The sequence below is a fragment of the Serratia sp. SM04 genome, from assembly GCF_040280225.1.
Taxonomy (GTDB): domain Bacteria; phylum Pseudomonadota; class Gammaproteobacteria; order Enterobacterales; family Enterobacteriaceae; genus Serratia; species Serratia sarumanii.
Genome location: NZ_JBEOQT010000021.1, coordinates 1,144,506 through 1,157,638 on the forward strand (window position 1 = coordinate 1,144,506; position 13,133 = coordinate 1,157,638).

15 protein-coding genes are annotated in these 13,133 nt (G+C 59.8%); 7 read left to right on the forward strand and 8 right to left on the reverse strand.

Annotated features, from left to right (window positions below; genetic code table 11):
• Positions 1-95 precede the first annotated feature (95 nt).
• Positions 96-674 carry a CoA pyrophosphatase gene (locus tag ABTW55_RS19905; RefSeq protein ID WP_033654422.1) on the reverse strand — a complete coding sequence of 193 codons (579 nt, stop codon included), beginning with the start codon at positions 672-674 and terminating at the stop codon, positions 96-98.
• On the reverse strand, positions 671-2,044 hold the full coding sequence (gene pabB, locus ABTW55_RS19910) for an aminodeoxychorismate synthase component 1 (RefSeq protein ID WP_060422323.1): 1,374 nt from the start codon (positions 2,042-2,044) through the stop codon (positions 671-673). Before pabB ends, ABTW55_RS19905 begins: the two co-directional genes overlap by 4 nt.
• A 520-nt stretch (positions 2,045-2,564) precedes the next feature.
• Between pabB and ABTW55_RS19915 the strand changes: the two genes are divergently transcribed.
• Positions 2,565-3,566 carry a glycosyltransferase gene (locus ABTW55_RS19915; RefSeq protein ID WP_060421404.1) on the forward strand — a complete coding sequence of 334 codons (1,002 nt, stop codon included), beginning with the start codon at positions 2,565-2,567 and terminating at the stop codon, positions 3,564-3,566.
• A 70-nt stretch (positions 3,567-3,636) separates the two neighbouring features.
• Positions 3,637-3,882, forward strand: coding sequence for a YoaH family protein (locus tag ABTW55_RS19920; RefSeq protein WP_033634881.1), 246 nt, complete (start codon positions 3,637-3,639; stop codon positions 3,880-3,882).
• A gap of 34 nt (positions 3,883-3,916) precedes the next feature.
• Here the strand turns inward: ABTW55_RS19920 and purT are convergent, their stop codons facing one another.
• A complete protein-coding gene (gene purT / locus ABTW55_RS19925; RefSeq protein ID WP_060421401.1) occupies positions 3,917-5,095 on the reverse strand; it encodes a formate-dependent phosphoribosylglycinamide formyltransferase in 1,179 nt (392 codons plus the stop codon).
• Positions 5,096-5,341: 246 nt separating this feature from the next.
• On the opposite strand from purT, the gene cspC reads away from it, so the two are divergent.
• The 5 genes from cspC to yebF all read left to right on the forward strand — a co-directional run bounded on the left by cspC (position 5,342) and on the right by yebF (position 8,271).
• Complete coding sequence (gene cspC / locus ABTW55_RS19930; protein WP_004927572.1) at positions 5,342-5,551, forward strand: cold shock-like protein CspC; 210 nt, start codon at positions 5,342-5,344, stop codon at positions 5,549-5,551.
• A gap of 147 nt (positions 5,552-5,698) precedes the next feature.
• Positions 5,699-7,081, forward strand: coding sequence for an ATP-dependent RNA helicase DbpA (gene dbpA, locus ABTW55_RS19935; protein ID WP_060421399.1), 1,383 nt, complete (start codon positions 5,699-5,701; stop codon positions 7,079-7,081).
• Between the two features lie 88 nt (positions 7,082-7,169).
• Positions 7,170-7,493, forward strand: coding sequence for a YebG family protein (locus ABTW55_RS19940; RefSeq protein WP_033634876.1), 324 nt, complete (start codon positions 7,170-7,172; stop codon positions 7,491-7,493).
• Positions 7,494-7,532: 39 nt separating this feature from the next.
• Positions 7,533-7,841: a N(4)-acetylcytidine aminohydrolase gene (gene yqfB, locus ABTW55_RS19945; protein ID WP_004927562.1), complete on the forward strand. Its 309-nt coding sequence runs from the start codon at positions 7,533-7,535 to the stop codon at positions 7,839-7,841.
• A gap of 70 nt (positions 7,842-7,911) precedes the next feature.
• A complete protein-coding gene (yebF, locus tag ABTW55_RS19950) occupies positions 7,912-8,271 on the forward strand; it encodes a protein YebF (RefSeq protein WP_041035491.1) in 360 nt (119 codons plus the stop codon).
• 56 nt (positions 8,272-8,327) lie between these two features.
• On the opposite strand, the gene ABTW55_RS19955 is transcribed toward yebF, so the two are convergent.
• The 5 genes from ABTW55_RS19955 to mdtH all read right to left on the reverse strand — a co-directional run bounded on the left by ABTW55_RS19955 (position 8,328) and on the right by mdtH (position 13,019).
• Complete coding sequence (locus ABTW55_RS19955; protein WP_004927555.1) at positions 8,328-8,891, reverse strand: lipoprotein; 564 nt, start codon at positions 8,889-8,891, stop codon at positions 8,328-8,330.
• 152 nt (positions 8,892-9,043) lie between these two features.
• On the reverse strand, positions 9,044-10,684 hold the full coding sequence (locus tag ABTW55_RS19960) for an AarF/ABC1/UbiB kinase family protein (RefSeq protein WP_060421396.1): 1,641 nt from the start codon (positions 10,682-10,684) through the stop codon (positions 9,044-9,046).
• Positions 10,685-10,716: 32 nt separating this feature from the next.
• Positions 10,717-11,364, reverse strand: a complete 648-nt coding sequence (grxB, locus tag ABTW55_RS19965) for a glutaredoxin 2 (protein ID WP_060421394.1) — start codon at positions 11,362-11,364, stop codon at positions 10,717-10,719.
• Positions 11,365-11,491: 127 nt separating this feature from the next.
• Positions 11,492-11,740, reverse strand: a complete 249-nt coding sequence (locus ABTW55_RS19970) for a hypothetical protein (protein ID WP_033634870.1) — start codon at positions 11,738-11,740, stop codon at positions 11,492-11,494.
• A 73-nt stretch (positions 11,741-11,813) separates the two neighbouring features.
• A complete protein-coding gene (mdtH, locus tag ABTW55_RS19975) occupies positions 11,814-13,019 on the reverse strand; it encodes a multidrug efflux MFS transporter MdtH (protein WP_060387873.1) in 1,206 nt (401 codons plus the stop codon).
• Between the last annotated feature and the right edge of the window lie 114 nt (positions 13,020-13,133).

Below are 13,133 nucleotides of genomic sequence, written 5' to 3' on the forward strand. Positions count from 1 at the left end.
TTGAAAAAGCGATCAAATGAAGTGATTTCGATCGCTTTACCTGCAGCTGACGCCGACGGCCATGTCAGATTGCGAGTCAGATCACGCAATGCGGGCTAAATACTGACCTGTTGCGCCAGGCGGCGAATGATGGCGGCGGTCAGCCCCCAGATAAACTGGCTGTGATACCAGGAGAGGTAAATGCGGTGCGTGCGGCCGGCGCGATGGATATCCAGCGGGTAGTAACGCGACAGGGTCAATGCTTCCCGCAGGGGCATCTCGAACACGTCCGCCACTTCGCCCTCGTTGGCGCGGAACTGCACGTCCGGCGGGATCAGGCCGACGATAGGCGTGACCTGAAATCCGGTGCTGCTGTCGAGCGGCGCCATTTGGCCGAGGACGGTCACCGCGTGCGGCGGTATCGCCACTTCTTCCTGCGCTTCCCGCAGCGCCGTGACGATCGCCGATCCGTCTTCGGCGTCGGTCTTGCCGCCGGGGAAGGCCACCTGGCCGGCATGTTTGCGCAGCGAGTCGGCGCGGCGGGTCAACAGCAGCGTCGGCTCGGCGCGGCAGACGATCGGGATAAGCACCGCCGCCGGGCGCACATTGTGCGAGATCTGCGCCGCCTGCGGCAGCTGCAGTTGAAAACGGCTGATAAAGGCGTGCAGCGAGGCCGGTGAGTTCGATGGGATCACGACGGGGCATACTCCCCAAGCTGCGGCAGAATACGGCCAACCTTGTCGAAGGTCTCCTGGTATTCCGCCTGCTCCTGGCTGTCCGCCACGATGCCGCCGCCGGCGGAGCAGTGGATGCGGCCGTTTTCGGTGACGAGCGTGCGGATGGTGATGTTGGTGTCCATGGTGCCGCAGGCGCTCAGGTAACCGATGCTGCCGCAATAGGCGTTGCGCCGCTGCGGCTCCAGCTCTTCGATGATTTCCATCGCGCGCACCTTGGGCGCGCCGGTGATCGAACCGCCGGGGAAGCAGGCGCGCAGCAGCTCGGTGGCTGAGGCCTGCTCCGGCAGGGTGGCGGTAATGGTGCTCACCAGGTGGTGCACGGCGGGGAACGGCTCCACGACGAACAGTTCCGGCACCCGTACGCTGCCGGGCTGGGCGACGCGGCCGATATCGTTGCGCAGCAGATCGACGATCATCAGATTTTCAGCGCGATCCTTGGGCGAATCGGCCAAGCGGCGCGCCTGTGCGGCGTCCTGTTCCGCGTCCGCCAGCCGCGGCAGCGTACCCTTGATCGGGCGGGTTTGGATGCGCTGCTGCGCCAGCCACAGGAAGCGCTCGGGAGAGACGCTCAGCACGCTGTTGTGCGGCAGCCGCAGGAAAGCGGAGAACGGCGCGCGGTTGCAGGCGCTCAGTCGGCAAAACGCCTGCCATTCATCCCCCTGATAGTCGGCGGAGAACCGCTGCGCCAGATTAATCTGGTAACAGTCGCCGCTGCGCAGGTAGTGTTGAATACGTTGGAACTTCTCGCCGTATTGCCGGCGGCTCATATTGGCACGCCAGCCGCTCAGCAACGTGAAGGGGCGCTCCGTCGGCGCGGTTTGGCTAGTGAGCCAGCGCCAGCGCTGCTCCACATCGCCATAGCTGAGCAGCGTCAGGGTTTGCAATTGGTGGTCGGCGATCAATGCCCAGTCATAAATGCCCACCGCCATGTCCGGCAGAGCGAGGTCGGCTTCAGCCAACTGCGGCAAGGTTTCCACCCGGCGCCCGAGATCGTAGCCGAACAGCCCCAGGGCGCCGCCCTGAAACGGCAGATCCGGGTTAAACACCGGCTGCCAGCCTTGCGCCGCCAGCTGCTGCTGCAGCAGGGAGAACGGATCCTCCTGAGACTCAATGGTGACGCCGTCACTTTCGATTGTCGTGCCGGCGCCCTGGGTGGTGAGCGTAACGCGCGGCTGTGCGACCAGGATATCGAAGCGGTTATGCGAATGGTCGGCGAAGCCAGAATGCAGCAGCATCGCCCAGGGCTGTGCTGAAAGCGGGGCGAAAAGCGTCATCAGGGCACTGCGGCTGTAGGGCAACGATTTTATGTTTGGGGCGGTTACGCTCATGAACGTCAATAAACCTGGCTGTGAGGGCGGCGATATCTGGCGGCTAGTGTGCCATAGACGGTCACGTCATGCATGTTTTGCCATGCGCGGCATGCAGCACAGTTCACATAAACGGCAGTTCAATAAACCTGAAATAAGGCATTTTTTGCGCCATTGATTATACTTCGATATGTTAAAAATTTAACGTCAAATGCACTGGAAGCCTATTTACCGCGGGCGCAAGGCCCGAAAAATATAAAAAAAGATTCGTTAATTTCATAAATTTATTATTTCTGCTTGTGATTAGATGCGGAGCGGCGTGGTTTTGCCTGATTCTAGCCAGCGTCGCCGCCCTTTGGAATTAATGGGTTAATTAATCAGCGCTTTCTGGCGCTGGTTTGAATAAAGAAAAGCAGGTTCGGTTCCATTAGCCGCTGCGGGAATTTGCAGGCGTCACGCTATTTCAGCGTGCGCTGAACCCTATGCGTCTTTTAGAAAAGTAAAATTATTGTTTTGTTACATTATCATTAAAGAGCTGCCTATGTCGTTAATGCTGAGCGTGATCGTCCCGATGCACAATGCGGGGGAATTATTGGAGCCTTTCCTGGCCTCGCTGCTGGCCCAGCGTGAGCAGCGGTTGGAGGTGATCATCGTTAACGATGGTTCCACCGACGGTTCGGGGGAGATCGCACACCGTTACGCGGCGGCGCATCCGCATATTCGTGTGATCGATCAAGCCAATGCCGGTGTTTCTAACGCGCGCAATGCCGGGCTCGCCGTTGCCCGAGGCAAATATGTGGCGTTTCCCGATGCCGACGATGTGCTGGCGCCGGACATGTATTCCACGCTGCTGGAACAGGCGGAACAACACCAATTAGACGTGATGCAATGCAATGGCGAACGCTATTTCACCAGCCAGGATGAATTGCAGCCGATTTTTCCCGAGGCGCGTTTGCGTACCACCGACGTTATCACCGGCGTACAGTGGTTTGAACGTGCGTTGAAATCGCGAAAGTTTATTCACGTTGTATGGCTGGCAATATATCGCCTCGACTTTATTCGCCAGCATCGGCTTTATTTCGAGCAGGGATTGCATCACCAGGATATTCCCTGGACAACGGAAGTCATGTTTAATGCCAAACGGGTCAAATATTTAAGCACGCCGCTGTACCGTCAACGGGTGCACGACAAATCGATCAGCAACCGTCGTCGCACCGGTCAGGCGAACGTGGATTATCAACGCCACTATATGAAAATCGTCGAGATGCTGGAGCGGCTCAACCGGCACTATGCCGGCACTGTCGCCATTCGCCCGGCTTTCCATTGGCAAATCACCCGCGAAGCGCTGGGCATTTGCCACAGCATTCGTCGTGAGCCGGATCCGGCTGCCCAGAGTCAAATCACCGAAGAGTTCTATCAGCGCGGCATCGACAGAGCGATGTTCGCCAATGCGCGCGGCCTGAAACAGGGGTGGCATGTCATGCTGTGGCGGCATCGGCTGAAGCAGTGGCGCAGCGATAACGGCTGCTCGCAACCGGCCTGAGTCACAAGACGTTGGGATCCGCCGCGTTAGCGCGTATACTCCTTCTCCCTTTTGCCGGAGAAAACGACACATGCATGCAGGTATGCCATTACTGAGTCACGCGGAGCAGCAGGAAGCGGCGGATCGCATCCATCAACTGATGGAGCAGGGTATGAGCAGCGGTGAAGCCATTGCTCGCGTTGCGCAGGAAATTCGCGAGAAGCATCAGGGCGCTCAGGTTGCGGTACTGTTCGATGACGATGATGAAGACGAGCAGCATGAGGCCGCCCCGGAGGCGTCGCGGAATGACGATGCTGAAGAAGACGAAGACTATTGACGTTATCGGGGCCGCGTAAGCGGCCCCGTGAGTATCAGCCGTTGACCGCCACGGCGGCGGCGGCTTGTTTCGCTTGCTCCACCGCCTGTTCCGTCGTTTCCGCTGTCGCCAGCGCTACGCCCAGGCGACGCTGCCCGGCGATCTCCGGTTTGCCGAACAGGCGCAGCTGGCTGTGCCCGCGCAGCGCGTGTTCCAGGCCGCCGAAGCGCACATCGCTGCTGGTCAGCTGTGGCAGGATCACCGCCGAAGCGGAAGGGCCGAACTGGCGGATGGCGCCAATCGGCAACCCGAGAAATGCGCGAACGTGCAGGGCGAACTCGGACAGATCCTGTGAGATCAACGTGACCATGCCGGTATCGTGCGGCCGCGGAGACACCTCGCTGAAGATCACGTCGTCACCACAGACGAACAGCTCCACGCCGAACAGGCCGAAACCGCCCAGGGCCTTCACCACCTTCTCCGCGATAGCCTGAGCGCGGCTCAACGCCGCGGCTGACATGCTCTGCGGCTGCCAGGATTCGCGATAGTCCCCATCCTCCTGACGATGGCCGATCGGCGCGCAGAAATGTACGCCGTCCACGGCGCTGATGGTCAACAACGTAATTTCAAAATCAAATCTTACCAGCCCTTCGACGATCACCCGGCCGCCGCCGGCGCGGCCGCCCTGTTGGGCGTAATCCCAGGCGCTTTGCAGTTGCTCAGGCGTGCGGATCAGGCTTTGTCCTTTGCCGGAAGAACTCATCACCGGTTTGACGATGCACGGGTAGCCGATGTGCTCGACCGCCTGCCGGAAAGTCGCCTCGCTGTCGGCAAAGCGGTAGCTGGAGGTGGGCAGGCCAAGCTCTTCCGCCGACAGACGGCGGATGCCTTCACGGTTCATGGTCAGGCGCGTGGCTTCGGCGCAGGGCACCACGCGGTGGCCCTGGCGTTCAAGCTCGACCAGCATGGCGGTGGCGATCGCTTCGATTTCGGGAACGATATAGTCCGGCCGCTCTTGTTCGATAACGGCTTTCAGCGCGTCACCGTCCAGCATATTAATGACGTGGCTGCGGTGCGCCACGTGCATGGCGGGGGCGTCGGGATAGCGATCGACGGCGATCACTTCCAGGCCGAGGCGCTGGCATTCAATGGCGACTTCTTTACCCAGCTCCCCGGAGCCGAGCAACATAACGCGGGTGGCGGAAGGGCGCAGGGCGGTTCCAATCGTTAACATAGTTTCGTACCTAGATCGGTGAAAGTAAGCGGATTGATGATCGGCGGGCAGTATATACGAAAACGATTGCGTGCGCAGCCGCTGCGCCAAGTTTGTTGCTAACTTGCTGTTTTTATAACAAGCAGAAATATTTGCCCTGCATGGGCGATTATGCGTTAATAACCGACGACGAAAGAAGGCCCACATATCGCATGGTTTTCGCGTCTCGTGCCGTCAAGGCAGGTTTATCAAGTAAAGGAAACACAAATGAGCAAGATCACTGGTCACGTTAAATGGTTCAACGAAAGCAAAGGTTTCGGCTTCATCACGCCTGCCGACGGTTCTAAAGACGTTTTCGTTCATTTTTCCGCTATCGTTAGCGATGGTTTCAAGACCCTGGCTGAAGGCCAGCAGGTTGAGTTCTCCATCCAGGACAGCCAACGTGGCCCAGCCGCAGCCAACGTCGTCGCCATTTAACGACGGAGCCGCCAAGAAACCCGCCGCCGGCGGGTTTTTTTATGCCCGCTGCCCGTAACGCCGCCCATCTCTGTTATCATTTGCCGCTGATTCGGCGCCAACCTGCGGGCGCGCCGCCATTCCATTCGTCATATAAGAGTTATCGCCGTGAGCACAGTTTCTTTTTCTTCCCTGCCGCTGCCAGCCGAACAGTTGGCCAACCTCAACGAACTGGGGTACGCCAAAATGACGCCGGTGCAGGCCGCCGCGTTGCCCGCCATTCTGCAAGGGCGGGACGTGCGCGCCAAGGCGAAAACCGGCAGCGGCAAAACGGCGGCGTTCGGCATTGGTCTGCTGAATAATATCGTCGTCGCTCAGGTCGCCACGCAGGCGCTGGTGCTCTGTCCCACCCGTGAATTGGCCGATCAGGTGAGCAAAGAGCTGCGTCGCCTGGCGCGTTTCACGCAAAACATCAAAATCCTGACGCTGTGCGGTGGCCAACCGATGGGGCCGCAGCTCGATTCGCTGGTGCACGCGCCGCACATCGTGGTGGGGACGCCGGGGCGCATTCAGGAGCACCTGCGCAAGAAAACGCTGCTGCTGGACGAACTGAAGGTGCTGGTGCTGGATGAGGCCGACCGCATGCTGGACATGGGCTTCGCCGACGACATCGACGATGTGATCAGCTACACGCCGCCGCAGCGTCAGACGCTGCTGTTTTCCGCCACCTATCCGGCGGGTATCGAACGCATCAGCGAACGCGTTCAGCGCCAGCCGCTGAGCGTCGAAGTGGGCGATGACGAAGCGCAGACCGCCATCGAACAACGTTTCTATGAGACCACGCGCGATCAGCGCCCGGCGCTGCTGGTGTCGGCCATTCGTTATCATCAACCCGCGTCCTGCGTGGTGTTCTGCAATACCAAACGCGATTGTCAGACGGTGCTTGAGGCCCTGGAGGCCCGCGGCATCAGCGCATTGGCGCTGCATGGCGATCTGGAGCAGCGCGATCGCGACCAGGTGTTGGTGCGCTTCGCCAACCGCAGTTGCCGGGTGCTGGTGGCGACCGACGTCGCCGCTCGCGGGCTGGACATCAAAGAGCTGGAGCTGGTGGTTAACTACGAACTGGCGTTCGATCCCGAAGTGCACGTGCACCGTATCGGTCGTACCGGCCGTGCCGGCATGAGCGGGCTGGCGATCAGCCTGTGCACGCCGCAGGAAATGGCGCGGGCGCATGCGATTGAAGACTACCTGCAGATGACCGTCGATTGGGCGCCGGTGTCCGAGCTGAGCGGGGCGGCCAACGGCTCGCTGGAGGCGGAGATGGTGACGCTGTGCATCGACGGCGGCCGCAAGGCGAAGATCCGCCCCGGCGATATCCTCGGCGCGCTGACCGGTGATGCCGGGCTGACGGCGGCGGAAGTGGGCAAGATCGACATGTTCCCGGTGCATGCCTACGTCGCGATCCGTAAAGCCAGCGCACGCAAGGCGCTGCAACAGCTGCAACAGGGCAAAATCAAAGGCAAGAGCTGCAAGGTGCGGCTGCTGAAATAAGCCGAAGGCGGGCGGCGGTTTGCCTTCCCGCCGTTATCTATTTATACTGTATGTATTTACAGTTGTTTGAGTATTTGAGGACGCACGCATGGCGGTTGAAGTTAAATATGTGGTGGTGAGAAACGGTGAGGAAAAAATGACTTTCGCGAGCAAGAAAGAAGCCGACGCCTACGACAAAATGCTGGATTTGGCGGATAACCTCGGAGAGTGGTTGCAACAGGCGCCGCTGAACCTGGACGACGAACAGCGCGAAGGGCTGAGCTTCTTCCTGGCGGAGAATAAGGATGCGCTGGGTCTGATTCTGCGCGGCGCATCGCCGGCGGAAACCGGCAAAAAACCGGCGGAAAACAAAGCGAAAAAAACGGTCTCTAACTCAAAAGAGGGATCTGCGTCAGAAAAGCAAGCGGCATAATGGCTTATGTTGCGGTGTTGTGATGAAAAAGGATCTAAAATGAGCCGTGAAATAACTTTCTTCAGCCGCTTTGAGCAAGACATTCTGGCGGGGCGCAAAACCATCACCATTCGGGATGCCAGTGAGTCGCACTTCGAACCGGGCGAGGTATTGCGCGTAAGCCGCAATGAAGACGGCGTATTTTTCTGCTTTATCGAAGTGCTGTCGGTAACGCCGGTGCGCCTGGATGCGCTGACCGAACGCCATGCACAGCAGGAGAACATGTCGCTCGGCGAACTGAAGCAGGTGATCAAGGAAATCTATCCGGGCCTGGATGCGCTGTTTGTCATCGAGTTCGTCAAACGGTAACCCTTTGCCGAAACCCTGTTGTGAGCCAGGGATGGGCGCCCGGATAGCGCTAATCACAACGGGAGGAGAAATGAAAAAAACGGCTTTGGCTATCGCCTTGTTGGCCATGATGGGAGCATCGACTGCGGTGTGGGCGCAGGTTCAAGAGCAACGCAGCGCCAAGGTGGGGCAGTGTGCGGGGCTGCAGCCGGCGGATATCGCCGCCCAGGTCAAGCGCGACTTCTTGCAGAACCGCATCACGCGCTGGGAGGCGGACAAAAAACTGCTGGGCACCGCTACCCCGATCGCCTGGATCAGCCCGGATGCCATCACCGGCAAGGATCAGGTGTGGCAGGTGCCGCTGACGGTGCGCGGCACCAAAGCGGATAAAACCTACAACGTGACGCTCAACTGCAACACCGGCGAGATCGCCTACAGCGCGCCGCAGTAATCGTTTTCCGCAATAAAAAGCCCGCCTGGCGGCGGGCTTGATGCATCAAGAGGCGGTCAGTCGCTAAACGGGATCACCAACTCGCCCGGCTTCACTTCCAACCCCTTCGCCAGTTTTTTCGCCAGCGCTTCGGTTTTGCTGTTGTCAGGATTCAGCACATAAGCCGGCTTTTGGTCGAAGTAAGACTTCAGCGACTGGTTCAGATATGGCGTCAGCGCTTTCATCACCGTCTGCATTTTTTCCGGCTGCACGCTGTAATCGGTCAGTTCCATGTCTTTCAGGTAAATGGCGCCCTGTGCACGGTCGTAAACCGGCTGCGCTTTCAGCGTCAGCTTCAGATCCGCCGCCTGCGGGCCGAGAATCGACGTGATATTGACCTTGGCATCGCCGGAAAGGGTGACCTTGCCCGGCTCGCTGCGGCCAATCTGGCTTTGCAACTGCGTCAGTACGATGTTGGCGTCCACCAGGCCGGGCACGCCGATCTGCTTCTGATAGTCGTTGTGTTTCTGCAGGTAATCATTCACTTCCTGCTCGCTCAGGGTGTACTGGGTCAGTTGATTGCAACCGGCCAATACGCCGGCGAACAGCAGGGCGGCTGCGCCCATCAGGATCTTCTTCATTAATGCCTCATTGCGACTGCTGGCGAAAAGTGCTGCAGATAATTGATTAATCATTATAAACGTTCCGCCTGCCCCTGAAAACGGCAGGCGGCGATGTGCAGGGGATAGTGCGCGCAAAAGCGGGCGACACCTATCGGATAACGCCGAAAGCGTCAACGCCGCAATCGCAGCGCCAAGAGCGCCACGCCGGCCAGGCAGGCCGCGCCCCCCAACAGCGGGAACAGCGGAATGCCCCACAGCCGCAGCGAAGAATGCATCAGATAAGGCGCCAGGCCCAGGGCAAAAGCGGCGGTGACGATAGCGATAGCCAGGGTGACGGCGGCGCGCTCCAGCGCTTTGCTCAACTGACTGAGGTTCCTGACGTTGATATCGGCATTGAGCTGCCCGCGTTTCAGACGGCGCACCATCAGCCGCAGGGTTTGCGGCAGTTCTTCTCCGGCGTCGAGCGCTTCCCCGCCCAGAGCCAACAGCCGCTGGCGCACGGCGTCCGGGGCATAACGTTGCAGCACCGTTTGTTGCAGCATCGGTTTGAGCGTGGCGACGATGTCGAAGGCCGGATCCAATCGGTGCAGCACGCCGTCGGCGGTGATTAACGCCTTGAACAGCAGCACCAGATCGGGCGGCAGCGCCAGTTGGTGCTCACGCGCCATCACCAGCAAGTCGGTCAGGGCCTTGCCCAAGGTCAGAGTGGCGGCGGCCTGTTTGTCGAGAAAGTTTTGCGCCGCCAGCTCCAGATCCATCAAATCCAGCGGTTCGCTGTCCGACCAGGCGATCAGCGTGTTGACGATGCCTTCGGACTGACGATCGGCGATGGCCTGCAGCAGCAGGAGCAACTGGTTGCGCCGCCGCTCGGACAACTGGCCCACCATGCCGAAGTCGATAAAGCCGACGCGGTCACCGCTCAGCGCCATGACGTTACCGGGGTGAGGATCGGCGTGATACAGCCGATGCTCCAGTACCATGCTCATAAAGGCGCGGGCGCCGCGTTGCGCCAGCAGCGGGCCGTCAAAGCCCGCCGCCGCCAGCTGCTGAGGGTTTTCCGGCGCGGTGCCGGGCAGGTATTCCTGCACTAACAGGCGCGGGGAAGACCATTGCCAATAGATTTTCGGCACGACGACGTCAGGTTGACGCGCAAACATCCCGGCGACGCGGTCGCAGTTATGCCCTTCGTGGGTCAAATCCAGTTCATGATTGAGCGCCGTCGCCAGCGCTCTGACCATCTGCCGCGGCCGATAGCGCGCCAGCGCGGGGCTCTGCTGCTCCACGGTTTCCGCCAGCGAGGCCAGCAGCCGCAGATCGGCGTGGATGGTTTTCGCCAGGCCGGGCCGCAGCACTTTGACCACGACCTGTTCGCCGCTGTGCAGGCGTGCGCGGTAGATTTGCGCCATCGACGCCGCCGCCAGCGGCGTACGATCGAATTCTGCGAACAGCCGCTCGGGCTCGCCGCCCAGGTCGGCAACGATCTGCGGCGCCAGCGTTTCCCATGGCAACACCGCTGCCCGGCTGTGCAGACGATCCAGTTCGTCGGTCCAGGCCGGATCCAGCAGGTCGGAACGCGTGGCCAGGATCTGGCCGAATTTGACGAAGGTAGGCCCCAGCGCCTCGAGCGCTTCGCGCAGCCGCTCAGGCAGGGGTTGGGCGTTCTGTTGGGCGGATCCAGCGCGGGCGCCGCGCAGCAAAGCCCCCAGGCCCAGCAGACGCAGAACGTCTTGCAGGCCGTAACGGATCAGAACGGAGGTAATTTCCTTCAGCCGCGCCCGATCGCGAGCGGTGGCGAGCACCATTTTCAGCATCAGTACGCCATATCCTTTTGGTTGCTCAAACGTTATTGCTCCATATCCAGCAGCAACGGCACCTCGCTGCGCTGCGCCATGCGGTTGCGGTAGGCTTCCACGTTATCCGGCAGCGCAACCCCGGCGACGATCGACAATGAGCGCAGCAGCGGGAACAGGTGAATATCGTCCTCGGACAGTTCGCCGTTCACCGCGTCGGGGGAGACGATCAGCGGCGACAGCGCTTGCAGATCGGCTTCCAACTGGGCGATCAGATCCGCGCTATTGGCGAGATGCTCGGCGAAATCCCCGATTGACGCCTGTTTTTTATCGATAAAGTAACGGCGGGCGCTGTCGGTGGCAAACTCTTCGAAATCGGCATGCGCAATTCGCGGCAACAACAATTTCGCGCTGTAACCGCCGACCCGCTGCAGCCACTCGGCGATGGCCGGGTTGGTGCGGCCGGTCAGTACCGGCTTGCCGTCCAGAGCATCGACATAGCGCACGATATCCAGGCTTTCCGGCATCGCTTCACCGTTGTCTTTGACCAGGATAGGCACCATTTTTTGGCCGATCAGGTTAAACGGAGTCGTTTCATCGTCGTTGAGCAACGTGACCAGGCGAATCGGCAGACGTTTCAGGCCGAAAATCATGCGGGCTTTCACGCAGAATGGGCAATGATCGTAAATAAACAGTTTCATGCTTGCTCCGGGTTGTCAGGTTTTAACAGCAATAGTTACCACAGCTTATCGAGGCTGTCTTGACGTGCGTGTGTTGGATGGTGCGTTATTGCGAAATTGCCCGCGCATCGGCGCGGGCCAGGGGGCGTTATTTCTTGGCCGGTACTGAGTTGAGCACATCGATCAGGTGAATGCGAGCTTCATCCAGATCGATTCGGTCACGTTCGTTGGCGGCGGTGACGACCTGCAGCTGTTTGATAATATCGTTTTTCAGGCCGGCGTCGCTGGCGAGGATATGGGCCAGCGCCTTCTCCACCAGGGTGGCGCGCGCATAAATCATGCGCAAGTTCAGTATCATATGTTCGAGTAGTTGCGGTAATTTTGCTTCTTCACTCATGCCGACGGGCTCCTGTGGGTGTTTTTACTAACAGGATAGCAGCTGTTGCCGATTCGGCCGGATTTCTATGGCGTCAACCGCCGCGCAGCATCATCGACGCGCCGCGCCGCGGGCTGAACTGCCAGTACAGCGCCAGCAGCGTAGCGAAGCCTACTGCACCAAGCAGCAACCAGGGCAGCTCCGGCATGTTCATCGTCCGGCCGGTATCGTACATCCAGCCGCCGCCGGTGTAACCCAACGCGCCGCCCAGCGCCAGGCCGAGGCGGCTGAAGCCCATATAGCTGCCGCGCGCACGCGGATCGGCCAGCGAAGCGCTCAGCGTTTCGCGCGCCGGTTCAGCGATGATCGATCCCAGATAGAAGCAGCAGATCAGCGTGAATACACCCTGCAAGCTGGTGGCGAGACCGATCGGCAGCAGGCTGAGCGTCATCAGCAACAGGCCCGCCATCAGGCGCTGCTCTAGCCGGAAGTGTTTTTCTCCCCAACGCGCCAGCGGATAGAGCAGCGATAGCGACAGCGCCGCTTCAATCGCATACATCCATTTCACCGCCGCCGGTGAACCGGCGATTTCGTTGACCACGATCGGCATCATCAGCATTACCTGCACCGCCAGCATGTAGTAACCGGTCAGCGTCAGGACATAGGTGAGGAAGCGGCGATCGCGCAGGACCCGCAACATGCCTTCCTTCATCGGTATGCGCACGGTAGAGATGCGATAAGCCGGCAGTAGCCAGGCGTTCCAGCCGGCGGCCAGCACGAAGATCGCCGCCCCAACCCAGCAGACAAAGTGAAAGTCGTACTGCAGCAGCCAACTGCCGATCAGCGCGCCGACTACCGCTCCGGCGCTGTCCTGCATCATCAGCAGCGAGAAAAAACGGCCGCGTTCGTGCGGACGGGTCAGCTTGATCACCAAAGCGGTGCGCGGCGGATCGAATAATGTGCCACCGAGGGCGGAAAGCGCACAGGAGAACCAAAGGATCCAGGGGGCATCGGCCATCGCCATGGTGGCGAAACCGGCGGCGCGCAGCAGCATGCCGGTGACGATCATCGGCTTGGCGCCGAAGCGATCGGCGATGGCGCCGCCAAAGATGCCGAGCCCTTGTTGCAACAGCTGCCGCAAACCCAGCGCGATGCCGACGATCAGCGCCGCCCATCCTAATTGATCGACAAAGCGGATCGAAATAAGCGGAAAAACGACAAAGAAGCCTAAAACCACCAGCAGATTATCGAGCAACAGAAAATATTTACCCAAGCTGCGTGCTTGCGACACCAGAGACATGCTTCACCATGAGCAATTAAAGAAAGAGGGGGGAACAACGCTTCCATTCTCTACCCAATTCCCCTACGGCGACAGGGGGCGTGTAGATAATATTTTTTTATCGTCAAGGTGTTA

What these genes read in the sequence shown, in the direction of transcription:
- purT (WP_060421401.1), bottom strand. Translation starts at nt 5,095, where the DNA reads ATGTTAACGATTGGAACCGCCCTGCGCCCTTCCGCCACCCGCGTTATG.
- yqfB (WP_004927562.1), top strand. Translation starts at nt 7,533, where the DNA reads ATGAGCCGTGAAATAACTTTCTTCAGCCGCTTTGAGCAAGACATTCTG.
- grxB (WP_060421394.1), bottom strand. Translation starts at nt 11,364, where the DNA reads ATGAAACTGTTTATTTACGATCATTGCCCATTCTGCGTGAAAGCCCGC.
- ABTW55_RS19915 (WP_060421404.1), top strand. Translation starts at nt 2,565, where the DNA reads ATGTCGTTAATGCTGAGCGTGATCGTCCCGATGCACAATGCGGGGGAA.
- pabB (WP_060422323.1), bottom strand. Translation starts at nt 2,044, where the DNA reads ATGAGCGTAACCGCCCCAAACATAAAATCGTTGCCCTACAGCCGCAGT.
- yebF (WP_041035491.1), top strand. Translation starts at nt 7,912, where the DNA reads ATGAAAAAAACGGCTTTGGCTATCGCCTTGTTGGCCATGATGGGAGCA.
- ABTW55_RS19940 (WP_033634876.1), top strand. Translation starts at nt 7,170, where the DNA reads ATGGCGGTTGAAGTTAAATATGTGGTGGTGAGAAACGGTGAGGAAAAA.
- ABTW55_RS19920 (WP_033634881.1), top strand. Translation starts at nt 3,637, where the DNA reads ATGCATGCAGGTATGCCATTACTGAGTCACGCGGAGCAGCAGGAAGCG.
- cspC (WP_004927572.1), top strand. Translation starts at nt 5,342, where the DNA reads ATGAGCAAGATCACTGGTCACGTTAAATGGTTCAACGAAAGCAAAGGT.
- mdtH (WP_060387873.1), bottom strand. Translation starts at nt 13,019, where the DNA reads ATGTCTCTGGTGTCGCAAGCACGCAGCTTGGGTAAATATTTTCTGTTG.
- ABTW55_RS19955 (WP_004927555.1), bottom strand. Translation starts at nt 8,891, where the DNA reads ATGAAGAAGATCCTGATGGGCGCAGCCGCCCTGCTGTTCGCCGGCGTA.
- ABTW55_RS19960 (WP_060421396.1), bottom strand. Translation starts at nt 10,684, where the DNA reads ATGCTGAAAATGGTGCTCGCCACCGCTCGCGATCGGGCGCGGCTGAAG.
- ABTW55_RS19970 (WP_033634870.1), bottom strand. Translation starts at nt 11,740, where the DNA reads ATGAGTGAAGAAGCAAAATTACCGCAACTACTCGAACATATGATACTG.